Raw genomic sequence first — 24710 nt, forward strand, 5'->3', positions numbered from 1 at the left:
GCCTAGTAGCGGCGCCCCAGCAGCAGGCCGATCACCAGGCCGAAGCCTGCGGACACGGCCACGGTCTGCCATGGATGGCCACCGATATAGTCTTGGGTGGCCTCCACCACCGGTTGCGCCTTGGCCCGCACCTGGCCGGCGGCCTCGCGTGCCTGGCGCAGTTTCAGGCTGACCTGCGCACGCAGGGTCTCGGCTTCTTCGCCAACCAGCGCGGCGCTTTCGTTGAGCAGTTTTTCCGATTCTTCGATCAATGCCTGCAGTTCACTGAACACCTGGTCCTTGATCTGATCACTGTCGGCCAGTGCGGCGGTTTTTCGGGCCATGAACACGTCCTCGTCGATCGGGTGGTTTGAATAATGGATGCCAGCGCGCCGGGAAAGTTGCGACGGCTTTGCTGATGATGCGACGCCAGGGTGTAAGATAACGGCCATTTTCAACAGGCAGGTACCTTCATGAGTTTCAATCTAGCCAACATGAGCTTCGAGGAACGGGCGCAGATCGAGGCAGAAAAGGCCCGGCTGTTTGAAATGTGGCAGAGCAACCTGGGTAAGGCCAAGGGTGAAGCTGCCCGACTGATCGCCGAAAAACCACGCCGCAAAGGCAAGTGGGCGGAATGGGTGCGTGCCGAACTGGACAGCCTGTCGCCGCCGGAATACGCCAGCATGGTGCGCAGCGAGGTCAACAAGATGATGGCTGCCGCCAGCGCCAATCGCTGATTTATCCTCCTACCAATACAGGCTGCCCTCCTTGGGCAGGTCCAGCTTGCCTTCGTCGGTGAAGCGCACGGTGCCCAACGGCCCGCCGGCGAGCTTGCCACGCAGCTTGTAAGGCATCCCTTGCAGCGAATCGAGCTTGCCCAGGCCATAGGCCTGGCGCAGGAAGGCGAACGCCGTGATGCTCACCGGTACCACGATCACGGCCTCGTCGTAGCGGCCGATGTGCCCTTGCTGGTCGCTTACGCCGGCCGCCAGCGGCTGACCGTTGACCTCCAGGTTCAACGCAATGCCGTTGTAGTCGATCGCCGATTCGTTGGGGTTCTGCACCCTCATCTTCACCGCCATGCGCATTTCCAGCTCCTGCCCCGGCAGAGGCTCGATGCCGATCACGCTGATGTTCAGCGGGTCGCGGTCCTGGAATAGCGCGCAGGCGTTGAGCACAGTGGCCAGCATCAGGACCAGCAGCAGACGAAGGGAGTGGCGTAAACGGGCAGCCATGGGTAAGGACCTTGCCGACAAAGTAGTGCCTGCAGTGTGGCAAATGCACGGCGGCGTTGAAAGTGTTGGGCTTTATGAAAGATACTGTTTCTCATTAACGCCCGACAATTCCTCCTACTGGCAGTGCTTCTACCCCATGCTGACGTCTCCCGTGTCCGGTCTGCTGGCAAGTTTCCAGGAGCACTACGACGACCTGCTGCAGTTTCTAACCCGGCGCATGAGCGACCGGCAGCGTGCCGCCGACGTGGCGCAGGAGACGTACCTGAAGCTGGTGAAGATCGACGAGCAGGCGGTGCCAGTGCTGCATGCGCGCAGCTTCATCTTCCGTGTGGCCGGCAACCTGGCCATTGACGCGCTGCGCCGTGAGCAGCGCATCGCAGCCAGCCATGAGGACAGCGATGGCGCGGGGGAGGTGGCCTGCCCGGCGCCGGCACCAGAGGCGACACTGCTGGCCCATGAGCGCCTGCAGATCCTCGACGAAGCACTGCTGCAGTTGTCCAGTAATGCTCGCCAGGCGTTGCTGCTCAATCGGGTCGAGGGCCTGACCCAGGCGCAGATCGCACAACAGCTGGGCGTTTCCGAGAGCATGGTGGCAAAATACATCGGCCAGGCCCTGCGCCATTGCCGTGACTGGCTCAAGCACAAACATGACTGATACCTCGACCATGCACGCTCCGCAGCCGATCAGTGACTTGTCCGACGATGCCCTCGACTGGCAGGTACTGCTGCACTCGGGCCATTCCAGTGCTACCGATCAGGCACGCTACCAGCGCTGGTGTCAGCTGAGCCCGGCACATGCCGAGGCGGCGCATGAGGCCGAAGCACTGTGGCAGGATCTGGGCCACACGCCGACTGCCCAGGTGTTCGAAGCAGCGCCCGCGCGCCGTAGCAAGCGCCACTGGGCAACAGGCATCGCCGCCTCCCTGATGCTTCTGGTGGCAGCTTACGGCGGCTGGCAACAGGTGCCGGTGTGGCTGGCGGACTATCACACGGGTATCGGCGAGCAACAGCGCATAACCCTCGCGGACGGTTCGCGGGTATTGCTCAACAGCGGCAGCGCGCTCAACGTGGCGTTTAGCGCCGACGAGCGCAGGGTGACGCTCGAGGCCGGCGAGGCCCTGTTCGAAACCACCGATGACCCACGTCCCTTCGTGGTAGAAACCGCCGGTGAGGCCGTGCAGGGCAGTGCGGCAACCTTCAGTGTGCGCCGTGACGGCCATGTGGTGCTGGCCAAAGGCGAAGCCCGGCTCGGTGATCACAGCCTGGCCATTGCAGCCGACGCCAGCGCGCAGACAGCCTGGCAGCGGGGCAAGCTGATCTTCAATGGCAAACCGTTGGGGCAGGTGCTGGCCGAGCTCGAACGCTACCAGCACGGCCGCATTCTGCTCTCCGACCACACGCTCTCGGCACTCGAAGTCAGTGGCGTATTCGACTTGAACGAGCCACAGGCCCTGCTGCGCACGCTGGAGCAGCGTTACGGTCTCAAGGTCACCTACCTGCCGTGGCTGGCCGTGGTGCATTGAGCCTGTAAAAAATAATCGAAACTTTTTTCATTTGGCGCTGCAAGTTCGTGCAAGCCAGAACGTCGTAGTGGGACTGATCAGCAACCCATTCTCATTTACGACTTGTCTGGAAGCTCATTCGTGCCTCTTTTGCCCATGCCCTCACACCGTCGCGGCGGTCGCCTTCACCATGCCTTGATGTCCTGCAGTGCCCTGGCCATGTTCGCCGGCCCCCTGCAGGCGTGGGCCGCCACAGACGTGCCAGCACAGGTTCAGGCGCGCCAGGTTCAACTGGACCTGCCGACACAACCTCTGGATCAGGCCCTGACCGCATTCGCCGACCAGGCCGGCCTGCACCTGCTGTACACCACGGGGGATGTGGCAGGCCTGAACAGCCCGGCGCTGCAGGGCAGCTACAGCATCGAACAGGCGCTGCAGCTAATGCTGGCTGGCAGCGACACGGCCTGGCAGTTCAACGACTCACGCACGGTCACCCTGCGCAAGGCTGCGCCTGCGCCGCAGGCGGTCAACCTGAAACCCATCGAAGTCAGTGTTGCCTCGCGCACCAGCACCGCCATCAGCGAAATCCCCGGCACGGTATGGGTAGTGGACCAACAGCAGCTGCGCGAACAGATCGACAGCGGCGTCAGCCTCAAGGAGGCCATCGGCAAACTGGTGCCAGGCCTCGACTTGGCCCCCGAAGGGCGTACCAACTACGGCCAGAACATGCGTGGGCGCAATGTGCTGGTGATGATCGATGGTGTCAGCCAGAACAGCTCGCGCGGCCTGTCGCGCCAGTTCGACAGCATTTCACCGTTCAACGTCGAACGTGTCGAGGTCCTGTCCGGCGCCAGCGCCATCTACGGCGGCGGTGCCACCGGCGGGATCATCAACATCGTCACCAAGAAGGGCGAGCCAGGCCCGGCACGCTTCGAAACCCAGCTGGGTGCCAGCAGTGGCTTCAACAACAGCGACGACCTGGCTACGCGCTTCGCCCAGTCGGTCAGTGGCGGCAACGAGCGAGTCAGCGGGCGCCTGGGGATCTCCGGAGAGCAGAACGAAGCGTTCTACGATGGCGCGGGCGATCAGATCTTCATCGACAACACCCAGACCGACCTGCAGTACAACCGTACCATAGACGTGCTGGGCACCCTCGGCCTGAAACTCAATGATGAGCAAAGCCTCGACCTGCTGGCCCAGTACTACGATTCCGGCAACCACGGCAGTACCGGTATCTATTTCCCCAACCTCAACTACAACGCCCCCTCTGACCTGGAGGACGCCGAACTGCGCAGCGGCTATTCCTCGGACCTGGAGCCACGCACCCGGCGCCTGCTGCTCAATGCCAACTACCACCACACCGACGTGCTGGGCCAGGACTTCTACCTGCAGGCCTCGTACCGCAAGGAAAACGACAACTTCTATCCGTTCCCGTACTACAACCGCGCCACGCCGACCGGTGCGCGCGGCGTGTACTTCGCCGCCTCGCAACAGAACTTCGAGGTCACCAGCCTCAAGGGCCTGTTCGCCAAGCAGTGGGATACCCTCAAGCTGACCTATGGCGTCGACCTGGACCGCGAGCGCTTCAATGCCGACCAGACCACCTTCGATGCTCAGACTTCATCCGAAAGCGGCGGCCTTGACCTGAACAAGCAGAGCAAGGCGGAGCGCTATCCCAGCTATCGGGTCGATGGCGTTTCGGTCTACGCCCAGCTCGACTGGCATGCCACCGACAACCTGACCTTGTCCGGCGGCGCCCGGCGCCAGCAGGTGGATGTGGATGTCAGCGACTTCAAGGGCGTGCCCGGTGGCAGTAACGACTATGAGGTCAACCTGTACAACGTCGGCGCCATCTACGACTTCAAGAACGGCCACCAGGTGTGGACCAACTATGGCGAAGGCTTCGACCTGCCGGACCCGGCCAAATACTACGGCAAGCCTGGCTTGAGCGTCGCGGACAACCCGCTGGCCGGCATCAAGAGCCGCCAGGTCGAACTAGGGTGGCGCTATGCCGACCTTGATTGGGACGCGCAGGCAGCGCTTTACTACATCTGGTCGGACAAGATCATCAACGTCGACTCACAAACGCTGACCATCAACGTTGAAGACCAGAAGAGCCGCGACTTCGGTTTCGAAGGCGCGCTGACCCGGCACTTCCAGACGGGCTGGGAGGCGGGCGGTACCGTTCACCTGACCCGTTCCGAGGAAGAAGACACCGAAGGCGGCTGGATCAAACGCGATGCCCGCTATGCCTCGCTGTCCAAGGCCACCGGGTTCGTTGGCTGGAAGGGCGATGGCCGCAGCGCGCGGCTGCAGGCCAACCATGCTTTCAGCCTGAAGGACGATGCCGATCATGAGATCGACGGCTACACCACCTTCGACCTTCTGGGCAGTCAGGACACCGGTTTCGGTACCTTCAGCGCGGGTATCCAGAACCTGCTGGACAAGCAGTACAGCACCGTGTGGGGGCAGCGGGCGACGCTGTTCTACTCGCCGACCTACGGGCCGGCCTATCTGTATGACTACCAGGGGCGCGGCCGTACCTACACCCTGACCTGGAGCATGGCTTACTGATTGTCGCTGCCTGACACGGCCTCTTCGTGGGACAAGCCCGCCCCTACAGAAACATGAGATATCTGTAGGAGCGGGCTTGTCCCGCGAAGAGGCCGTGTCAGGAGAACGCTGTCAGCAAATCCTCTACAAATGCCGCCTGCGCCTCCCCAGGCACCTGTACCCGATGCCGGGCCAAGGTGAAGGGCACCACGAAATCCAGCCCCGGATCCAGCGCCCGCAACTCCCCCTGTGCCTCCCAACTCGCCGCACAGTGATACGGCAGATAGCCAATATGCCGCCCTGACAGAATGAACGTCAGCACGCTCTCGATCTGCTCCGCCACCGCCATGCTACGTCGGCTTTGGAACGGCTCGCCGCCCTTGAGGAAGCGATAGGGATGCCGGACCTGATCCGCCTCCAGCAACTGCTCATGGGTCACCTCGGCCGCATCGAACAGCGCATGCCCCTTGCCGCAGTACAACCGCTGGCGCTCCTCGAACAAAGGCTGGTAGTCAAACGCCGCCTGGTTGCCGGAAAAGTAGCTGATGGCGAAGTCCAGCCGTTGCTCCAGCAGCAGCCGCTCCAGCTCCGCCGGTGGTGCGCTGATCAGCTCCAGCTGCACCGCTTCCTCGCGGCCACGAAAGCGTGAAATGGCCGACGCCAGGCGCAGGCTCACGGCAGCATCCTGGTTCTCAGCCATGCCCACCCGCACCGTCCCCAGCAGTCTCCCGGCCACGCCGTTGGCCTGTTGGCGGAACAACTCGATGTTCAGCAACAGGCCTCGGGCCGCCTCCAGCAGCAACTCACCCTTGTCGGTCAGGCGAAAGCCGCCTTTGCCGCGGCTGCACAGGCGGTAGCCGAGGCGCGTTTCCAGCTGCGCCATGCGCTGGCTGATGGTGGGTTGGCTCAGGCCCAGTACACCTTGGGCGGCACTGAAGCCGCCGGCCTCTACTACAGTGACGAACAGCCGCAGCAGGTGCAGGTCGGGGTCGTGCAGTTGTCCGAGCATCACATTGCTCCCGATGAATGTCAGCTTTGCAAACTTGCCATTCTTGCAATGTTACCCGGCTGGCATGCTGGCGGCATCCACCCATTTGCCGAGGTGCCCGTCATGCGTCGATCGCTGTGCCTGTTGTCCCTGATCCTGGCCCTGCCGCTGCAGGCCGAAGAAAAGGTCGTCAATCTCTACAGCTGGGCCGACTATGTCGCCCCGGAAACCCTCCAGCGCTTCGAAAAGGAAACCGGCTACAAGGTGCGCTACGACACCTTCGACACCACCGAAGTCCTCGAAACCAAGCTGCTCACCGGCCGCAGCGGCTACGACGTGGTCGTGCCGTCCGCCACCGTACTGGCCCGGGCACTGAAGGCGAATGCTCTGCAACCGATCGATGCGCAAGGCATGCCCGGCTACTCCAACCTCGACAAGGACCTGCTGGCCAAGCTGGCCGAGGCTGACCCAGGCAACCGTTACGCGGTGCCCTATACCTGGGGCACCCTGGGCCTTGGTGTGAATGTCGAGGCGGTGCGCCAGCGCCTGGGCGATGTGCCGCTGGACAGCCTAGACCTGCTGTTCAAACCCGAGTACGCCAGCCGCCTCAAGGAGTGCGGCATCGCCATGCCAGACTCGCCGCAGGAAGTGATCGGCGTTGCCCTCAACTACCTCGGCAAGGACCCTTACAGCCAGGACAAGGCCGACCTCGCGGCAGCGCAGAACCTGCTGAACCAGCTGCAACCGTCGATCAGCTACGTCGCCAATGGCCGACAGATCAGCGACCTGGCCAACGGCAGCGTGTGCCTGGCGCTGACCTACAACGGTGATGCGGCCATGGCCGCCGATCAGGCACGCCGCGCCGGCAAGCCGTTCGAGCTGATCTACCGCATCCCCCGTGAAGGCACGCTGGTGTGGCAGGACAACCTGGTCATTCCCAAGGACGCCCCGCACCCGGAAGCGGCCCGGGCGTTCATCGCGTTCATGTTGAAACCGGAGTCGGTGGCAGCGCTCACCAATACGCTGTTCTTCGCCAATGCCAACCAGGCGGCCACACCGTTGGTGGATGACGCCGTGCGCAACGACCCGGACATCTACCCCCCTGCCGACGTGCGTGAGCGCCTGTATGCCGACCGCAGCATGGCGCTGTCCGACCTGCGCCAGCGCAACCGGCTGTGGACGGCCTTCCGCAGCCGCCAGTAACCGATAACCATAAAGGAGCCCAACCGTGGAACAAGCCCAGAACAACGACCAGGCCATGACTCGCGACAGCCTGTACGGTACCGCAGCGGAAAGTACCTACGCCGGTATCACCAGTTTCTCCCGTCGCCGCTATAGCCGCGATTTGCGCGGGGTGGATGTGGTGGTCAGCGGCGTGCCGTTCGACACCGCCACCAGCAACCGCCCCGGCGCGCGTTTCGGGCCGCGTGCGATCCGTGCCGCCTCGGTACAGCAGGCCTGGGCACGCCAGTGGCCGTGGGCATTCGATCCGTTCGACCACCTGGCAGTGATCGACTATGGCGACTGCGCCTTCGACAGCGGCACTCCGCAGTCGGTACCCGACAGCATCGAGGCCCACGCCGAGCACATTCTTGAAGCCGGCTGCGCCATGCTCACACTGGGCGGGGACCATTTCATCAGCTACCCGCTGCTCAAGGCCCATGCCCGGCGCCACGGCTCGCTGGCGCTGATCCATTTCGATGCGCACAGCGACACCTGGCCAGACGAAGAGGGCCGTATCGACCATGGCACCATGTTCTGGCATGCCGCCCGCGAGGGCCTGGTCGATCCGTCCTGCTCGGTGCAGGTCGGCCTGCGCACCACCAATGACGACAGCCAGGGCTTCGCCATTCTCGATGCCCGGCAGGTGCACCGCCAGGGCACCGAAGCGATCATCGCCGCGATCCGCCAGCGGGTCGGCGACCGGCCGGTGTACCTGACGTTCGACATCGACTGCCTCGACCCAGCCTATGCACCCGGCACCGGTACCCCGGTATGTGGCGGCTTGAGCACGGTGCAGGCGCTGGAGATCCTCGGTGGCCTGCGCGGCATCAACCTGGTGGGCATGGACCTGGTGGAAGTGGCACCGGCCTATGACCACGCCGATATCACCGCGCTAGCCGGCGCCACCCTGGCCATGGAGATGTTGTGCCTGTACGCGGCACGGCACAAGGTCGATGCCGCCCGGTGATCAGGCGGGCCTGATGCACTGCGCCATCAGGCCCATACTGAAACATCAGGAATCGCATTCACACTTTTGCCGCGAACCCTTCGCGCCTTAGGCTATCCAAGTGCCCAAGGCGCGCTTTTTCGTACAGGAGGTGAAGCATGAAACTCACATTGCCAACCTTGATCATCGGCTTGACGCTGGGCTTGCCGCTGCAGGCAGCGCATGCACAGCCCTTGCAGCTCGCCGCCAGTGACAACAACCCCTACAACAGCCCGATCCAGCGTGCCAACCCCAACAGTCGCCAGGGCAGCATGCCGGCCACTGCGCCTGTTCGCGGCCCGTCCACCCAGCCCATCTACCGCACGCCAAGCCTGGACAACCGCGGTATCGGCAATGGCGACAACCTGCGCCGCCAGCAGCAGGCGCCCAACCTGGAGCCGACGCGGCCTTCGCGTGATAGCCAGCGTGTGCCCTGACCCCATAGCCCATAGCGCGACCCCATAGAAAGGAATCCTGCATGACCCGAACCCACTGGCTGACAACTCTGACCGCCGCTGCACTGTTGCCGCTGCTGGCCCATGCCGCCCCCGAGCAGCAATTTCCCAGCGAGGAGGGGCAACTCACGGTCAGCACCGTGGCGGATGGCCTGCGCAACCCTTGGGCGCTGGCTTTCCTGCCGGGTGGCAAGGACATGCTGGTCACCGAGCGCCCCGGCAACCTGCGCGTGGTGAGCGCCGAGGGCAAGGTCGGCCCGCCCATCAGCGGCGTGCCCAAGGTCTGGGCCGAAGGCCAGGGCGGCCTGCTCGATGTGGTGTTGTCGCCTGAGTTCGCCGAGGATCGCACGGTGTACCTGTCGTACGCCGAGGAGGGCAGTGATGGCAAGGCCGGCACAGCGGTGGGCCGTGGCCAGCTGTCCGAGGACCGCGCCCGGCTGGAAAACTTCAATGTGATCTTCCGCCAGCAACCCAAGCTTTCCGAAGGCAATCACTTCGGCTCGCGGCTGGTGTTCGACCGCGACGGTTTCCTGTTCATCGCCCTGGGCGAGAACAACCAGCGCTCAACCGCCCAGGACCTGGACAAGCTGCAGGGCAAGGTCGTACGAATCTTGCCTGACGGTGAAATACCGAAGGACAACCCCTTCGTCGGCAAGCAGGATGTGCGCCCGGAAATCTGGTCGTTCGGCCACCGCAACCAACAGGGCGCGGCGCTCAACCCCTGGACTGGCAAGCTCTGGACCCATGAACACGGCCCGCGCGGCGGCGACGAGATCAACATCCCGGAGCCTGGCAAGAACTATGGCTGGCCTATCGCAACCCACGGTATCAACTATTCGCTGATGCCCATCCCCGAGGCCAAGGGCAAGCATGTCGACGGCATGGTCGACCCGCACCATGCCTGGGAGAAGTCGCCCGGCATCAGCGGCATGGCCTTCTATGACAGCCCGACCTTCAAGGCCTGGGATCACAACCTGTTCGTTGGCGCGCTGGCGACCCAGGAGCTGATCCGTCTGCAACTCGAAGGCGATAAGATCGTCCATGAAGAGCGCTTGCTGGGTGACTTGAAGGCGCGCATCCGTGATGTGCGGGTTGGGCCGGATGGCTACCTGTATGTGCTGACCGATGCCAAGGATGGGGAGTTACTGAAGGTGGGGTTGAGCGAGGGCTGAAAAAGCTTTTTGCCTGCACTTGCCCGCGAAAGGGCCAGTGCAGACAATGGAGCTCTAACAGGCCAAGCCAGCTACCATGCCCCTCGATCCGCAGTCCCTCTATCATCAGGCTCTCACTGAACAAGGCTTCGCCCAGGACCCGGCTCAGGCCCAGGCCGTGATGGCCCTGCAAACCTGTTTCGAAGCCCTGGAGCATGGCCATACCCCTCAGGGCCTGTACCTCTGGGGCCCGGTCGGTCGCGGCAAGACCTGGCTCATGGACCTGTTCCACCGCTGCCTGAACGTCCCGTCCCAGCGCCAGCACTTTCACCATTTCATGGCCTGGGTCCACCAGCGCCTGTTCCAGCTCAACGGCACTGCCGACCCTTTGAAGGCGCTGGCACGGGAACTGGCCGGGCAGATCCGCGTGCTGTGCTTCGACGAACTGTTCGTCAGCGACATTGGCGATGCGATCATCCTCGGTCGCCTGTTCCAGGTGCTGTTCGATCACGGCGTCGTGGTGGTCGCCACCTCCAACCAGCCACCGCAACAGCTGTACCGCGATGGCTTCAATCGCGAGCGTTTTCTGCCGGCCATCAGTGCCATCGAACGGCACATGCAGGTGCTTGCGGTGGCCGGCGAGCAGGATCATCGCCTGCACCCGGGCGTACAGCGCCAGCGTTACTGGGTGGCCGAAGCGGGGAGCAAGAGCGGGGCGCTTGAAGCCGTCTTCCAGCAGCTCAGCCCGGATGACCCCGGCAGCAACGCACCCCTGCTCATCGGTACGCGGCAGATCCAGGTGATCCGCAGCAGCACCCAGGCCGTCTGGTGCCACTTTACCGAGCTCTGCGAACGGCCGTTGGCCGCCATGGAGTTCATGGCCTTGTGCGATCAATTCCCGGCAATCCTGGTCGAGGGTATCCCGGCCCTGGGCGGTGAACAGCGGGCCGGGCGCATCGCCCGTGGCACCGAAGATGGCGCAGCGCGTGTCGCGGCAGGTGATCGCGAATTGCCTATGTTGTCACCCAAGGATGACGCCGTGCGCCGCTTCATCGCCCTGGTGGACGAATGCTACGACCGCCGGGTGGCCCTGTACCTGGAGGCGCAGGTTCCGCTCGATGCGCTCTACACTCAAGGGTATCTGGCGTTCCCGTACCAACGGACCCTGAGCCGGCTACGGGAGATGCAGCTGCAACGCTTCGCCTGAAGGAGCCAAACCATGGAGCCGCTGTCGCATCATCTGCTGACCCAGGCCTACAACAATGGCTGGGCCAACCACCGCTTGTACAAGGCCTGCCTGCAACTGACCCACGACGAGTTCGTCGCCCCCCGTTGCAGCTTCTTCCCCTCGATCAAGGCCACCCTCAATCACCTGCTGACGGTGGACTGGTTCTATCTGGACATGCTCGAGTGCGAACAGCGCGGTGAAGCGCCGAACCCGGATGGCGAGCGCTTCTTCGAGCCGGAGCAACCGTTCGCCACCTGCACCGACCTGCATGCCGAGCAGGCCCAGGCCGACCACCGGCTGATCGCCTATTGCAGCCTGTTGCAGGACGACCAACTGGGGCGCTACGTGAGTATCGTGCGGCCCGAACGGATCCAGCGCGAACAGCGACTGCGCTTGCTGGCGCACCTGTTCGAGCACCAGATCCATCACCGTGGGCAGGTGCATGCGATGCTCAGTGATACGGCGGTAAGGCCGCCGCAACTGGATGAGTTTTTCTGTGAGGAGGAAGCCGACCTGCGGGCGCTGGACTTTGCCGAACTCGGCTGGAGCGAATCGCAGGTCTGGAAGGGTTAGCGGCCGAGCCACTCCACCAGCGTGCGGTTGAAGCGCCGTGGTTCCTCGATCTGCGGCGCATGCCCCATGCCCTCGAAGGTCACCAGTTCGCCCTGTGGAATCAGCTTGGCCACCTGTGGCCCGAGTTCCTTGTACTTGCCCAGTTTGGCCTTCACTTCAGGCGGGGCGATGTCGCTGCCGATCGCCGTTGTGTCCTGGTCGCCGATCAGCAGCAGGGTCGGCATCTTCAGGTCCTTGAACTCGTGATACACCGGCTGGGTGAAGATCATGTCGTAGATCAGCGCCGAGTTCCACGCCACCGCCTCATGCCCCGGCCCCTTGTTCAGGCCTACCAGCATCTGCACCCAACGCTCGTAATCAGGCTTCCAGCGCCCCGCGTAGTAGGTCTTGCGTTCATATTCGCGCACGCCTTCGGCATCGAGCTTGAGCTCACGGGCATACCACTGGTCCACCGTGCGGTAGGGCACACCCAGGGCTTTCCAGTCTTCCAGGCCGATCGGGTTGACCATCGCCAGGCGCTCGACCTGCTGCGGGTACATCAGCGCGTAGCGGGTCGCGAGCATGCCGCCGGTAGAGTGGCCGAGCACGATGGCCTGCTTGACGCCCAGCTGTTCGAGCAGGGCGTGGGTATTCACCGCCAGTTGCTGGAAGCTGTACTGGTACTGGGCCGGCTTGCTCGAGGTGCAGAAGCCGATCTGGTCCGCGGCAATCACCCGGTAGCCCGCCTGGCTCAAAGCGTCGATGGTGGTCTCCCAGGTGGCGGCGCAGAAGTTCTTGCCGTGCATCAGCACCACGCTGCGGCCATTGGCCTGGCCCTGGGCCGGCACATCCATGTAGCCCATCTGCAGGTGCTGGCCCTGGGACTGGAAGTCGAAATGCTTGAGTGGGTGAGGGTAGGTGAAGCCTTCGAGCTGTTTGCCGTAGGTGGGCGACTCGGCAGCGATGGCGGGGGGGCCGACGAGGCAGGCCAGGGCCAGGGCGGTTGCGCGCAGCATGGGGGCACTCCGTGTAGGACCATGTAGGAATTGGCGACTGTAGCAGTCAGTGGACCACCTTAAACGCTAAAGGTGTTACCAAGCATGAAACCAGCCCAGGGTAATCATCGCTACGACGATATAGCGCCCGCCCTTGGCCAGGGTCACCAGCAGCAGAAAGCGCCAGAACGGTTCCCGCATGATGCCGGCAATCAGGGTCAGTGGATCGCCGATCACCGGCATCCAGCTCAGCAGGAGCGACCATTGCCCCCACCGCTGGTAGCGCTGTTGCGCGCGTTCCAGCTGGCTGGCGCTGAAGGGGAACCAGCGCTTGTCGCGCAGGTGCTCGATGGCCCGGCCGAGCAGCCAGTTGACCACCGACCCGAGCACATTGCCCAGGGTGGCTACCAGCAGCAAGGTCAGCCAGGCTTCGGGCTCGCGCAGCAGCAGGCCGACCAGCACCGCCTCCGATTGCAGCGGCAGCAGGGTGGCGGCACCGAAAGCGCTGAAAAACAGCGCCCAGAGGCTCAACATCAGTAGCTGGCGATCACGGAGTCCTGGCCATCCTGGGTCACGCCGATGACCTGATAGGCATCCTTGTGGTCACCCATTTCCATGCCGGGCGACCCCATGGGCATGCCCGGGACGGCCAGGCCCTTGAGGTCGCTGCGCTTGGCTAGCAATCGCACCTGTTCGGCAGGCACATGGCCTTCGACGAACTTGCCGTCGATCATCCCGGTGTGGCACGACGCCAGGCGCGGCGCCACGCCCAGGCGCTGCTTTACGGCGCTCATGTTCGGCTCGACGTGGTCGTTGACGCTGAAACCGTTGTCGCGCAGGTGGCTGATCCAGGCCTTGCAGCAGCCACAGTTGGGGTCGCGATAGACATCGATGGTTTCGCCAGCCTGAGCCAGGCCGGTAATGGCCAGCAGGCCGAAGGTGATCAGGTGTTTACGCAGCATGGTCGAACAACTCCTTAGAAACGCAGGCGTATGCCTGCCACCAGACGGGTCTGACCGAGGTCATCGCCGTCTTCACGGGCCTGGTCGGCGCGGTTGCCGTGCAGGCGCTCGAAGCTTACCCCGACATAGGGCGCGAAGCCCCGGCTGATTTCGTAGCGCAGGCGCAGGCCGACTTCGCTGTCGGCAAGCCCGGTGCCCTGTTCGTGGCCGGCATCGTTGCGGCCGTAGAAGTTGGCTTCCAGGTTCGGCTCGAGGATCCAGCGGTTGGTCAGCAGGATAGCGTAAGCGGCCTCCAGGCGCAGTGCGCTCTGTTGTCGCTCGCCGGCATAGGCGGTGGCTTCCAGTTCCAGTCCATACAGCGGTGTACCCTGGATGCCGAAGGCGGCCCAGACCTGCCCGCTGGCCGGCTTGAAGTCCTGACGCAGGCCGCCTACCAGCTCCCACCATGGGCTGAGCGCGTGGCCCCACAGCGCCTGCAACTCTGCCTTGTGGGTCTTGCCTTGTTGCCGTTCGCCCTCGGTGCGTAGCCACAGGCGATCAATGTCGCCACCGACCCACGCCGTGGCATTCCACTTGAGGGCGCTGCTGCTTTCGAAATCCTGGTATTCCAGTTGGTCGACGATCACCGCCCAGTTGAGTGCGCGATCATGTACCTGATGGCCTGGCAGGGGCGGGAAGGCGGCCTGGCGGTCGGCGTCGGTCAGCACGGGGAGCGGTGTGAGCGGTTGGCCCGGTATGCTGGCATGTTGTATCTGGCCATGGCTCATCTGACCGTGCTCCATCGGCATGGCGCCATGGTCCATGTGCTCCGCGCTGGCGGCCATGGCCCGTTCGCTTGCCAGCAGCGCGGCCAGGGCGACACCCGTGACCAGGCGCCGGTTGCTGTTCTCATTCATCGACCCGTACCTCGCGGAACATGCCGGTCTCCATGTGGTAGAGCAGGTGGCAGTGGTAGGCCCAGCGGCCCAGGGCGTCGGCCGTGACCCGGTAACTGCGGCGGCTGCCGGGCGGCATGTCGACCGTGTGCTTGCGCACCTGAAAGCGCCCGTGTTCGTCCTCCAGGTCGCTCCACATGCCGTGCAGGTGGATGGGGTGGGTCATCATGGTGTCGTTGACCAGGGTGATGCGCACCCGCTCGCCGTAGGTCAGGCGCAACGGCGCGGCATCGCTGAACTTGACCCCGTCGAACGACCAGGCGAAGCGCTCCATATGCCCGGTCAGGTGCAGTTCGATATCCCGCGAAGGCTCGCGGCCATCCGGGTCGGGATAGGGGCTGCGCAGGTCGGCATAGGTCAGCACCCGGCGGCCATTGCCGCGCAGGCCGATGCCAGGGTCGTCCAGGTTGGCGCGGGGTACCATGGTCTGCATGTCGACCAGCGGGTTGCCGGTTTCGCTGTCGGGGTGGTCCTGCATGCTGCTCATGCTGCCGTGGTCCATGTCGCCCATGGCGCTGTGGTCCATCGCGGCCATGTTGCCGTGGCCCATGTCGGCCATGCTCAGCACGGGACGCGGGTCAGGCGCTGGCACCACGGCCTGCAGGCCCATGGCACGGGCCAGGGTGCCGCGGGCATAGCCGCTGCGATCCATGCTCTGGGCAAACAGGGTATAGGCGGGCTGGTCGCCAACGGTCACCAGCACGTCGTAAGTTTCGGCCACCGCGATACGCAGTTCATCCACGGTTACCGGCGTCACTGGCAGGCCGTCGGCGGCGATCACGGTCAGCGTGAGGCCCGGAATGCGGAAATCGAAGTAGGTCATGGCCGACGCGTTGATCAGGCGCAGGCGCACGGTTTCGCCGGGTTGGAACAGGCAGGTGAAATTGCCGTCAGGCGGCTGGCCGTTGAGCAGGTAGGTGTAGCTGGCGGCGCTGATGTCGGCGAGGTCGGTCGGGCTCATGCGCATGCGTGCCCAGGCCAGGCGCTCATCGACGGTACTGCCCCAACCCTTGTCGGCGACGTCGGTGACAAAATCGCCGAGCGTGCGCTTGTGGTAGTTGAAGGCGTCAGACTGCTTCTTCAGGGTCGCGAGCAACGCATCGGGTGCCTGGTCGGACCAGTCGCTGAACAGCAGTACATGGTCGCGCTGGTAGCTATGCGGTTCGGGCTCGCGCGGCTCGATGACGATCGCGCCATATACCCCGGCCTGCTCCTGCAGACCGGAATGGCTGTGGTACCAGTAGGTGCCGCTCTGGCGCAGGGTAAATTGGTAGAGGTAATCGCCGCCCGGCGCGATGCCGGCGAAGCTCAGGCCCGGTACGCCGTCCATGTTGGCCGGCAGGAGGATGCCGTGCCAGTGGATCGAGGTGTCCTGGTCGAGGCGGTTGCGCACGCGCAGGGTCACCGTGTCACCTTCGCGCCAACGCAGTAGCGGGCCGGGCAGGCTGCCATTGATGGTCAGCGCGGTACGTGGCCGGCCAGTGATGTTGACCGGCATCTGGCCAATGAACAGCTCGAAGTGCTGGCCGGCCAGTTCGCGGCCATCGCTGGCCTGGGCCTGCGGCCGCCACAGGCCCAGACCGGCCAGTGTGGTGGCGGCGCCCAGGCCTTTGACGAAGGTGCGGCGGGTAGGGTTGCGCAACATGGCGTGGCCTCATGCGGGGGAGCCACGATCCTCACCGGTTGCACCTGTCAGCTGGCTGAGGCGCAGATTACAGCGGTGTCAGGCAGCCTGTTCAGCGTTGCCCAGGTCACGCATCAGCAGGCCGTACTCCAGCGCAACCTGCTCGGGAATCGGCAGGTACACCACGTGGCCGTCGCCGGGCGCCACCTCGATGGCGTGCTGTTGGCGGTCGAACAGACGGTGCAGGTCGAAGTGGTAGTTGCCACGCGGGGTCATCAATTCCAGGTGGTCACCCAGGGCGAAGCGGTTTTTCACCTTGACCTCGGCCAGGCCGTCGACGCGCACCCCTGTCAGTTCGCCGACGAACTGCTGGCGCTCGGACAACGAGTTGCCGCGCAGGTAGTTCTGGTACTCGTCGTGTACATGGCGGCGCAGGAAGCCTTCGGTGTATCCCCGTTGCGCCAGCGATTCGAGGTTGTCCATCAGGGCCAGGTCGAACGGCCTCCCGGCCGCAGCGTCGTCGATGGCCTTGCGGTATGACTGGACCGCCCGGGCGCAGTAGAAATGCGACTTGGTACGGCCTTCGATCTTCAGCGAGTGCACGCCCATGGCGGCTAGGCGCTCGACGTGCTGGATGGCGCGCAGGTCTTTGGCGTTCATGATGTAGGTGCCATGCTCGTCCTCGAAGGCCGGCATCTCGCTGCCTGGGCGATTGCTTTCCTGCAGCAGGAACACCTGCTCGGTGGGGGCGCCAAGGCCCAGGGTCGGCTCGACCTCGCGAACGATGTCTCCGGTGGCGTCTTCCGTGGCCGGCGTGGCCTCGTATTTCCAGCGGCAGGCATTGGTACAGGTGCCCTGGTTGGCATCGCGTTTGTTGAGGTAGCCGGACAGCAGGCAGCGCCCGGAGTAGGCCATGCACAGTGCGCCGTGGACGAACACTTCCAGCTCCATGTCCGGCACGTGCTGGCGGATTTCCTCGATCTCCTCCAGCGACAGCTCGCGCGACAGAATCACCCGGCTCAGGCCCAGTTGCTGCCAGAACTGCACGCTGGCCCAGTTCACCGTATTGGCCTGCACCGACAAGTGTACCGGCATCTGCGGAAAATGCTGGCGCACCAGCATGATCAATCCAGGGTCGGACATGATCAGCGCATCGGGCGCCATCGCGATCACCGGTGCCAGGTCCTTGAGGAAGGTCTTCAGCTTGGCGTTGTGCGGCGCGATGTTGACCACCACATAGAAGCGCTTGCCCTGGGCATGTGCCTCGCTGATGCCCAACGCCAGGTTGGCGTGGTCGAACTCATTGTTGCGTACCCGCAGGCTATAGCGCGGCTGGCCGGCATAGACCGCGTCGGCACCGTAGGCGAAGGCATAGCGCATGGTCTTGAGACTGCCGGCGGGGGCAAGCAGTTCGGGCTTGGCAAGTAGGGTCATAGGCGCACCGGGGCAAAGGCGCGGATGCTAAATGCTGACCGAGGCCGAGGTATTGATTTGAATCAACACCAGGGTGGCACTTTTGCGCAGGTGGTGTGCACTAATAACCATGACACCCGAGGAGTCGCCATGAACCACGATGCTCTGCAGAACAAAGCCCTGGCAGTACTCTTGGCACTGGTCACCCTTGCCTTCGTGTGGATCCTGCTGCCGTATTACGGCGCGATCTTCTGGGCGGTAATCCTCGGCATCCTGTTTGCGCCGTTGCAGCGTCACTTGCTGATGCGCTTTGGCCGCCGCCGCAACCTGGCGGCGTTCTGCACCGTGCTGGTATGCCTGCTGGTGGCGGTGCTGCCGGTGATCATCACCAGTGCCTTGCTGGTGCAGGAAGGCGCCGCGCTGTACCAGCGCATCGAGAGCGGGCAGCTGGACATCGCCAGCTACGTCGAGCACGGCAAGGACATGCTCCCGGCCTTTGCCCAGCACGGCCTGGACCGTATGGGCATGGGCAACCTGGATGGGCTGCGCGACAAGATCACCAAGTGGGCTACCCAGGGCAGCCAGGTGCTGGCCAGCCAGGCGTTCAACTTTGGCCAGGGCACCTTCGAGTTCCTGGTGAGCTTCGGCATCATGATGTACCTGCTGTTCTTCTTCCTGCGCGAGGGGGCCGACGTGGCGCGCCGGGTACGCCTTGCCGTGCCGCTGCCGGAACACCAGAAGCGCCGCCTGCAATTGAAGTTCAACCGGGTGGTGCGGGCCACGGTCAAGGGCAATGTGCTGGTGGCCATCACCCAGGGTGCGCTGGGTGGTTTCATCTTCTGGGTGCTGGATATCCCCAGTGCGCTGGTCTGGGCGGTGCTGATGGCGTTCCTGTCGCTGCTGCCGGCGGTGGGGGCGGGGATCGTCTGGGCGCCGGTGGCGGCTTATTTCCTGCTGACTGGGGCGATTCTGCCGGGGGTGATCCTGACGGCGTTCGGCATATTGGTGATCGGCTTGGTGGACAACCTGTTGCGACCGATCCTGGTGGGCAAGGACACGCGGATGCCCGATTACCTGATCCTGGTGTCCACCCTGGGCGGGCTGGCGGTATTCGGGCTCAACGGCTTCGTGATCGGGCCGTTGATCGCGGCGTTGTTCGTTTCCAGCTGGGCAATTTTCGCCGCGACCAAACCTCAGGTGCAGTTACCGTCCTGAGGCGTTCGGTCAACGGAAGCTGTACGAAACCCCGGCATAGACGCCAAAGCCTTCGCCCGGTGTCGAGCGGGCAACGTCCTGCCCGGCATCGTTGTACCCCGGGGTCACGGTCGCCGCGTAGCGCTTGTTGGTCAAGTTGCGCAGGTCCAGCCAGGTCTGCCAGTCCTGCTTCGGCGAATCCCAGCCCAGGCGCGCGCCAAGCAGGGCATATTCGTCGGCGTGGTAGCTGTTGGCGTAGTCGACCTGCACCTTCGACGCCATCTGCGTGTTGACCCCGGCGTAGAACCCGCTCGGCCAGTCGTAGCGCAACTCCGCCTGGTAGTAGTGCATGGGGATACCGGGCAGGCGGTTGTCGCCGAATTTATCGTCGTCGCGGTAGTGGAAGTCGCTGAAGGTGTAGGCCTGGCGCAGGCTCAGCTTGCCAGTGCCGGGTTGCGCCCAGAGGATGCTGTCCAGCCCGGCCTCGACGCCTTGGTGCACGGTAGGGCTGGCATTGAACTCCTTGAATGGCAAGCCTTGCACGACTTCCACGTTGAGCAGTTCGTGACGTACCTGCGAGTAGTACCAGGCCAAGTCCCAGTGCCCCAGCGCCGAGTCGCCGCGGGCGCCCAGTTCCAGCGTGGTGGCGGTCTGATTCTGCATCTTCATGGGCTGGTTGTTTACCGGCGCACTCCAGACCAACGACCACGGGTGCGGTGGCTCCACCGAGCGGCTGAGATTGCCGTAGACCTGAAGGTCCGGGCGAATGTCGTAGCGCAGACCCAGACGTGGTGCATAGTCCCAATCATGCTGGCTGACCTTGCCACCACTGGCCGGGTAAGTGACATCGCTTTCCCGACGGGTGTAGATCATTGCCAGACCCGTGGTCAGCCACAAGTTCGGGATCAGTTCCAGGTCATTACCGGCATGCAATACCGTGTCCGAACCCTGGTAGCTGAAGTCGCGTGTGCGTGCGCCGACCACATCGTTGACTCGCGAGAACTGCGAGGCGCCACTGTTGGGCAAGTGCTTGGTGGTTCGCCAGCCAAGGGTGGTCTTGCTCTCATGGCCGAACAGGGTGTCACGCCGGAAGTAGTTCAGCGTGCCGCTGACATCGGTGTAGGCTACCTTCAGGCGCATTGGTCCTTCTTTCGTGGCGCCCTCGCGCAGGTCCATCGGGTAGTCGTGATAGACCAGCCCGGCCTCCAGCCGCGAATCGTCATCGAGGAAGAAGGTGGTCTTGTTGCCCACCCAGGTGCTGCCGGGTTGCGGGCGGCTGTCGTTGCGCGACAGGTAGCTTGGGTTGGCGGCGCGTGGATCGTGCTTGATCTGCTCCTTGGTCAAACGCCCGGCCAGCTCGTTTTCGGTTTCCCGATAACGCAGGTAGAAGCGCGTTTCCAGGTTCGGGTTGAAGCGGTAGCCGACATTGGCGGCAATGCCTTTCGAGCTGCCGCTGCTGTGTTCCTGATAGCCGTCGTACTCCGAGTCGGTAAGGGCCACGTAGTAGTCGAGGTTGCCCAGCACCTGCCCGGAGCTGATCTGCCGGTGCTGGTAGCCGCGGCTGCCGGCCTCATAGCGCACCTGCAGCGGCGCGGCATCGTAGCCGGTGTGGGTCACGTAGTTGATGGCCCCGCCCAGGGCCAGCGAGCCCTGATCGAAACCGTTGGCCCCGCGCAGCACTTCGGCACGGCTCAGCCACAGGGGTTCGAACAGTTCGTAAGGCGTACCACCCGGGCCGGTCAGAGGCAGGCCGTCGAACATCGTGTAGACCCCGGAACCATGGGCACCCGGCGCACGGTTGATGCCCGAGCCGCGAATCGACAGCTTGATGCCATCATTACCCGCCGACTGCGCGAACACGCCGGGCTGGTAGGCCAGCACATCCTGGTTGCTGGCGACCCGGCCTTGCCCGACACGTTGCATGTCCACCAGGTTGGTGGCACCCGGCACTGCTCGCAGGCGTTCGCGGGCGTCGTCCAGTTCGCTTTGCTCCTCGTCGTTGATCAGTACCTGGCCCAGTTCGACGGCAGGCGCTGCCGTGGCTTGCTGGCTGACGGTGAAGAGGGCCAGCAGACCAAGGTAAGACGAGAGGGGTAAAACGGGACGCATCGTACAACTCCAGGCGATAGGCGGACGGGCAACGGCGTTGTGACGCGCGAAAAGCCGATCGAAGCACGGCGATAAGAAATTTTCCTGTGTAGTTCGTGTTGGACGGATGTGTAAGACGGTTCTTTACAAGTTGCATCGCTGGAGCAGGCACGGCTGGCGTCCGTAAGGTGGCTCCATAGGCGGCAGCACTCCGCGCTGCCCAATCTGGCGACTACTTGGGGAACTCAGTGATGGAAACCAACCTGCGACGGACACCTGAAAGCCATACCGATGCGCCGATTCACCTGACACCACGTGAACAGCAAGTGCTGTTGTGGTGCGCCTACGGCAAGACCTCATGGGAAATTGGTCAGATTCTGCAGTGCAAAGAGTCGACGGTGAACTTTCACATTTCCAACCTGCTGCGCAAGTTCGATGTTCCCACCCGCGTCGCAGCCGTCATCAAAGCCATCCGCTACGGCATGCTGGCCGAGTAAAGAGGAGCGACATGCGTGCAGAAATCATAACCCCGCAATCACGGACCGAGTCTTCGTTCAATGCCTCACGGTTTCCTGATTGTCACGACCCCTTCTGGCCGCGCATCGAACTGAGCGTGCTACGTGAACGCCTGCAGCTTGGCGAAGAGGTCAGTGAGGCTCGCCTTGCATTGGCCGTGCGCTGCGCCGCCATCGATGCCGCCAGGGAATTCGCAAGCTGGCGTATCGCATTGCGTCGCCGTGGTCACCGGCGGCTTGAAGAGGTGGCCGGGCATGCCAACGGCAGGGCGCTGTCAATCTGTTATCGGTACTTCATCGCGGCTGCGGTAAGGCGAGGCCTGCATGCCGGGCCGGCTGCTGGCGGAGGCACTGCACATGAATGAGCCCTACCTGATGGAGGCAGCCATTGCCGCCTTCTACGAATTGCTCGATACCGAGGGCCGGGCGTTGTTCGGTGCGCTATTGGGGGCGTTGCTGGTAAGCGCCGCCCGGGACCGCTTCATCATCGTTTCGCGCAGGCGCCTGTCTGGCCGCAAGCAGGTGCTGCTGGTGTTCCTGACCCTGGGGGTCGGTTATCTGTTCGAGCCGCTGCTGCACGCGTTGGCGCCAATGCTGTCCCGCGGCATGGCCGCGTTCGCAGCTGCGGTAGTGGTTATCCCGATTACCCTGAAGGTACTGGTCTGGCTGGACTCGGTGGACCTGCGCGAGCTCATCCAGCGCTGGCGCCGCCGGGGGGGCTGATTTTAGTGTGCCGCAGAGGCGTGTTTGGTCAGCTCCTGCAATTGCCGCTCGAGCTGACGGATACGTTGCTTGTCTTCGATGTAGAGCAGCACCGACTGGCGGTCTGAATGGGAAAGCTCGCACAACCGTCCGAGCAGGTCGTTCTGCCAGCTGTCCTGGCTTCCCACCGCACGGCTGTCATCGCGCTCACCTAGTAACAACCAATCCAGCGAACAGCCGTGCTGTCGGGCGAGATCTACGCAAAGTGAGTATGGAATGCTGTCGCGTACCTTCCAGCTGCTCAAGGTCTGCGGGCTGACTTTCAGCGCCCTTGCCAGCTGAACGTCCGTATCTGAGCCGGTCAGTAGCTTGAGGCGTGCCAGCACCGATGCGAACAAGTGGCTACTCATAACAAATATCCATGACTGGTTTAGCAACATTCCCTGGGCTTAAAATACTCTATATGAATATTTGCCATTTGATTTGAGGAGATATCTTGGCATGAGAAGTAATATGATGAAAAACCTTTCTAACACCGTAGCCGAAGCTCAAGCCAGTTGCGGGCTTTTCTTACAGCTTGGTGGGTCAAGCAACACGCGCAGGTGCCTTGCGTGAGTACCTACAAGCTTGTCTGCCCCCACTGCAACAGCCGGATGCGCATTCGCACCAGTGAAGGTCGGCATATATTCCTGCGCGTTGCCTACTTGCAATGTATCAATGAGGCCTGTGGCTGGTCGGTGAGGGCGGAATTTGAAATGACCCACGAACTTTCGCCCAGTGGCATGCCCAACCCGGAAGTGCATTTGCCTTCGGCTAGCAAGGAACTGCGCAAATCTGCTGTGCTGGCGCGCAATGAAGGCTCGCCGGATGGCCCAGGGCTGGGAAAACCCATCGAAGCGGCCACCAAACGCAGATAAAAAAACACCCCGCATGTGCGGGGTGTTTGTTTTTCAGCTGTGATCAGCCAAGCAGTTGCAGGCCAGCGTGCTGGACCATTTCCAGCAGTGGCTGCGGGTACACGCCCAGGACGAAGGCGAGAATGGCGATGGCCAGCAGCATCACGCCGCCGGTGCGCTGTTCCCACTTCAACGGGGCGTCGTGGCGACGCAGGTTTGGCTCGACCAGGTACAGGGTGACCATGACGCGCAGGTAGTAGTAGACACCGATGGCGCTACCGATCACCAGGGCACCGACCAACCACCACAGCTGCGACTCGACGCCGGTGGCGATGATGTAGAACTTGCCGATGAAGCCGGCGGTCAGCGGGATGCCCGCCAACGACAGCATCATCACGGTCAGTACTGCGGTCAGGTACGGGCGGCGCCAGAACAGGCCGCGGTACTCGTACAGCGCGTCGGCGTCACGGCCGCCGTAAGGCGAGGACATCAGGGTGATGACACCGAAGGCGCCAAGGCTGGTGATCACGTAGGTGACCAGGTACACGCCCATGGCTTCCAGGGCCAGGCCCTTGCTGGCGACCAGGGCGATGACAAGATAGCCGAAGTGGGCGATGGACGAGTAACCGAGCAGGCGCTTGAGGTTGCTCTGGGTCAGCGCCAGCAGGTTACCGATCAGGATCGATGCCACGGCGATCACGGCCAGGACAGTGCTCAGCACGCCGCTGCTGGCGGCAGGGGAGAGCATGAACAGGCGCACGACCACGGCGAACACGGCAACCTTGCTGGCGGTGGCCAGGAACGCTGCGACCGGCGCCGGGGCGCCTTCGTACACGTCCGGGGTCCACAGGTGGAACGGTACCAGCGACAGCTTGAAGGCCAGGCCGACCAGCATCATGCCCAGGCCCAGCTGGGCCAGCAGGCTTGGCATGCTGGTGGCGGCCAAGGCCTTGCCCAACTGGTCGAAGGTCAGGCTGCCAGCGTCGGCGTAGAGCAGGGCCATGCCGAACAGCAGGAAGGCGGAACCTGCGGCCGACAGCACCATGTACTTGATGCCGGCTTCCAGCGAACGCTTGTTGAAGAAGGCATATGCCACCAGGCCATAGACCGGTACCGACAGCAGCTCCAGGCCGATGAACAGGCCGGCCAGGTGATTGGCGCTGACCAGCACCAGGCCACCAAGGGCGGACATCAGCAGCAGCAGGTACAGCTCTTCACGGTTGCCCGGGAAGCCCTTGGAGCCTTCGCCGAGGTAGGCGTGGGCGAGGGTGACGCAAGCCAGCGTGGCGACCAGGATGATCGCCATGTAAAGGCAGGCGAACTTGTCGATGGTGACCAGCGAGGTCACCGCCAATGGCGCAACCTTCAGCGCCGGCAGGATCGACAGCAGGGCCAGGTTCAGGCCCACGGTGGACAGCAGGAAGGTCTGCGAGTGGTTGCGCTTCCAGGCGATCGCCAGCATCACCACCACCGTGGTGATGGTAGTGATCAGCATCGGCGCCAATGCGATGAAGTGTTGAGTGGTGAATTCCAT

26 protein-coding genes and 1 pseudogene are annotated in these 24710 nt (G+C 63.5%); 15 read left to right on the forward strand and 12 right to left on the reverse strand.

Annotated features, from left to right (window positions below):
* Window positions 1-2 precede the first annotated feature (2 nt).
* On the reverse strand, window positions 3-323 hold the full coding sequence (locus tag ACOKS3_RS09455; RefSeq protein WP_103446682.1) for an ElaB/YgaM/YqjD family protein: 321 nt from the start codon (window positions 321-323) through the stop codon (window positions 3-5).
* Between the two features lie 129 nt (window positions 324-452).
* Here ACOKS3_RS09455 and ACOKS3_RS09460 point away from each other — a divergent pair, with 129 nt between their 5' ends.
* Entirely contained in the window at window positions 453-716 is a 264-nt protein-coding gene (locus ACOKS3_RS09460; RefSeq protein ID WP_103446683.1) for a hypothetical protein, read from the forward strand.
* 9 nt (window positions 717-725) lie between these two features.
* On the opposite strand, the gene ACOKS3_RS09465 is transcribed toward ACOKS3_RS09460, so the two are convergent.
* Complete coding sequence (locus ACOKS3_RS09465) at window positions 726-1214, reverse strand: LEA/WHy family protein (protein WP_103446684.1); 489 nt, start codon at window positions 1212-1214, stop codon at window positions 726-728.
* A gap of 136 nt (window positions 1215-1350) precedes the next feature.
* Here ACOKS3_RS09465 and ACOKS3_RS09470 point away from each other — a divergent pair.
* The 3 genes and pseudogenes from ACOKS3_RS09470 to ACOKS3_RS09480 form a co-directional block, all read left to right on the forward strand.
* Window positions 1351-1857: pseudogene (locus ACOKS3_RS09470) on the forward strand (RNA polymerase sigma factor); the annotation flags it as partial.
* 4 nt (window positions 1858-1861) lie between these two features.
* Window positions 1862-2737 (forward strand): FecR family protein, encoded by an 876-nt coding sequence (locus ACOKS3_RS09475; RefSeq protein WP_422764606.1) that lies wholly within the window; start codon window positions 1862-1864, stop codon window positions 2735-2737.
* A gap of 129 nt (window positions 2738-2866) precedes the next feature.
* On the forward strand, window positions 2867-5290 hold the full coding sequence (locus ACOKS3_RS09480; RefSeq protein ID WP_422764627.1) for a TonB-dependent receptor: 2424 nt from the start codon (window positions 2867-2869) through the stop codon (window positions 5288-5290).
* Between the two features lie 97 nt (window positions 5291-5387).
* On the opposite strand, the gene ACOKS3_RS09485 is transcribed toward ACOKS3_RS09480, so the two are convergent.
* On the reverse strand, window positions 5388-6278 hold the full coding sequence (locus tag ACOKS3_RS09485; protein ID WP_422764607.1) for a LysR family transcriptional regulator: 891 nt from the start codon (window positions 6276-6278) through the stop codon (window positions 5388-5390).
* A 102-nt stretch (window positions 6279-6380) separates the two neighbouring features.
* Between ACOKS3_RS09485 and ACOKS3_RS09490 the strand changes: the two genes are divergently transcribed.
* The 6 genes from ACOKS3_RS09490 (at window position 6381) to ACOKS3_RS09515 (ending at window position 11873) form a co-directional block, all read left to right on the forward strand.
* Entirely contained in the window at window positions 6381-7460 is a 1080-nt protein-coding gene (locus ACOKS3_RS09490) for an extracellular solute-binding protein (protein WP_422764608.1), read from the forward strand.
* A gap of 25 nt (window positions 7461-7485) precedes the next feature.
* Window positions 7486-8448, forward strand: a complete 963-nt coding sequence (gene speB / locus ACOKS3_RS09495) for an agmatinase (RefSeq protein ID WP_422764609.1) — start codon at window positions 7486-7488, stop codon at window positions 8446-8448.
* Window positions 8449-8585: 137 nt separating this feature from the next.
* Window positions 8586-8903, forward strand: a complete 318-nt coding sequence (locus ACOKS3_RS09500; RefSeq protein WP_422764610.1) for a hypothetical protein — start codon at window positions 8586-8588, stop codon at window positions 8901-8903.
* A 41-nt stretch (window positions 8904-8944) separates the two neighbouring features.
* Window positions 8945-10093, forward strand: a complete 1149-nt coding sequence (locus tag ACOKS3_RS09505; protein WP_422764611.1) for a PQQ-dependent sugar dehydrogenase — start codon at window positions 8945-8947, stop codon at window positions 10091-10093.
* A 76-nt stretch (window positions 10094-10169) separates the two neighbouring features.
* Window positions 10170-11279: a cell division protein ZapE gene (gene zapE / locus ACOKS3_RS09510; protein WP_103446690.1), complete on the forward strand. Its 1110-nt coding sequence runs from the start codon at window positions 10170-10172 to the stop codon at window positions 11277-11279.
* Window positions 11280-11291: 12 nt separating this feature from the next.
* Complete coding sequence (locus ACOKS3_RS09515) at window positions 11292-11873, forward strand: DinB family protein (protein WP_103446691.1); 582 nt, start codon at window positions 11292-11294, stop codon at window positions 11871-11873.
* On the opposite strand, the gene ACOKS3_RS09520 is transcribed toward ACOKS3_RS09515, so the two are convergent.
* The 6 genes from ACOKS3_RS09520 to trhP form a co-directional block, all read right to left on the reverse strand.
* Window positions 11870-12868, reverse strand: a complete 999-nt coding sequence (locus tag ACOKS3_RS09520) for an alpha/beta fold hydrolase (RefSeq protein WP_422764612.1) — start codon at window positions 12866-12868, stop codon at window positions 11870-11872. The genes ACOKS3_RS09515 and ACOKS3_RS09520 overlap by 4 nt on opposite strands.
* Window positions 12869-12943: 75 nt before the next feature.
* Window positions 12944-13381: a YqaA family protein gene (locus ACOKS3_RS09525; protein ID WP_103446693.1), complete on the reverse strand. Its 438-nt coding sequence runs from the start codon at window positions 13379-13381 to the stop codon at window positions 12944-12946.
* Window positions 13381-13809 (reverse strand): DUF411 domain-containing protein, encoded by a 429-nt coding sequence (locus ACOKS3_RS09530; RefSeq protein WP_422764613.1) that lies wholly within the window; start codon window positions 13807-13809, stop codon window positions 13381-13383. The genes ACOKS3_RS09525 and ACOKS3_RS09530 overlap by 1 nt, the downstream gene beginning before the upstream one ends.
* A 14-nt stretch (window positions 13810-13823) precedes the next feature.
* A complete protein-coding gene (locus ACOKS3_RS09535; protein WP_103446695.1) occupies window positions 13824-14705 on the reverse strand; it encodes a copper resistance protein B in 882 nt (293 codons plus the stop codon).
* Complete coding sequence (locus ACOKS3_RS09540) at window positions 14698-16389, reverse strand: copper resistance system multicopper oxidase (protein WP_422764614.1); 1692 nt, start codon at window positions 16387-16389, stop codon at window positions 14698-14700. The genes ACOKS3_RS09535 and ACOKS3_RS09540 overlap by 8 nt, the downstream gene beginning before the upstream one ends.
* Before the next feature lie 78 nt (window positions 16390-16467).
* Window positions 16468-17802, reverse strand: a complete 1335-nt coding sequence (gene trhP / locus ACOKS3_RS09545; protein ID WP_422764615.1) for a prephenate-dependent tRNA uridine(34) hydroxylase TrhP — start codon at window positions 17800-17802, stop codon at window positions 16468-16470.
* A gap of 129 nt (window positions 17803-17931) precedes the next feature.
* On the opposite strand from trhP, the gene ACOKS3_RS09550 reads away from it, so the two are divergent.
* Window positions 17932-18996 (forward strand): AI-2E family transporter, encoded by a 1065-nt coding sequence (locus ACOKS3_RS09550; RefSeq protein ID WP_103446698.1) that lies wholly within the window; start codon window positions 17932-17934, stop codon window positions 18994-18996.
* 9 nt (window positions 18997-19005) lie between these two features.
* Here the strand turns inward: ACOKS3_RS09550 and ACOKS3_RS09555 are convergent, their stop codons facing one another.
* Window positions 19006-21084, reverse strand: coding sequence for a TonB-dependent receptor family protein (locus ACOKS3_RS09555; RefSeq protein ID WP_422764616.1), 2079 nt, complete (start codon window positions 21082-21084; stop codon window positions 19006-19008).
* Between the two features lie 230 nt (window positions 21085-21314).
* Here ACOKS3_RS09555 and ACOKS3_RS09560 point away from each other — a divergent pair, with 230 nt between their 5' ends.
* The 3 genes from ACOKS3_RS09560 to ACOKS3_RS09570 are packed head-to-tail and all read left to right on the forward strand — an operon-like array spanning window position 21315 to window position 22301.
* Entirely contained in the window at window positions 21315-21560 is a 246-nt protein-coding gene (locus ACOKS3_RS09560) for a helix-turn-helix domain-containing protein (protein ID WP_103446700.1), read from the forward strand.
* Window positions 21561-21571: 11 nt separating this feature from the next.
* Entirely contained in the window at window positions 21572-21943 is a 372-nt protein-coding gene (locus ACOKS3_RS09565; protein WP_103446701.1) for a head completion/stabilization protein, read from the forward strand.
* On the forward strand, window positions 21936-22301 hold the full coding sequence (locus tag ACOKS3_RS09570; RefSeq protein WP_103448227.1) for a hypothetical protein: 366 nt from the start codon (window positions 21936-21938) through the stop codon (window positions 22299-22301). Before ACOKS3_RS09565 ends, ACOKS3_RS09570 begins: the two co-directional genes overlap by 8 nt.
* A gap of 2 nt (window positions 22302-22303) precedes the next feature.
* Here the strand turns inward: ACOKS3_RS09570 and ACOKS3_RS09575 are convergent, their stop codons facing one another.
* The gene (locus ACOKS3_RS09575; RefSeq protein ID WP_422764617.1) at window positions 22304-22690 is read right to left on the reverse strand and encodes a helix-turn-helix domain-containing protein; all 387 of its coding nucleotides are present in this window, start codon (window positions 22688-22690) and stop codon (window positions 22304-22306) included.
* Between the two features lie 201 nt (window positions 22691-22891).
* Between ACOKS3_RS09575 and ACOKS3_RS09580 the strand changes: the two genes are divergently transcribed.
* Window positions 22892-23197, forward strand: coding sequence for an Ogr/Delta-like zinc finger protein (locus ACOKS3_RS09580; protein WP_103446703.1), 306 nt, complete (start codon window positions 22892-22894; stop codon window positions 23195-23197).
* 43 nt (window positions 23198-23240) lie between these two features.
* Here ACOKS3_RS09580 and nuoN read toward each other — a convergent pair whose 3' ends face one another.
* Window positions 23241-24710, reverse strand: coding sequence for an NADH-quinone oxidoreductase subunit NuoN (gene nuoN / locus ACOKS3_RS09585; RefSeq protein WP_103446704.1), 1470 nt, complete (start codon window positions 24708-24710; stop codon window positions 23241-23243).

It is taken from the genome of Pseudomonas sp. HS6-2, from assembly GCF_049325675.2.
GTDB classification, from domain to species: domain Bacteria; phylum Pseudomonadota; class Gammaproteobacteria; order Pseudomonadales; family Pseudomonadaceae; genus Aquipseudomonas; species Aquipseudomonas putida_N.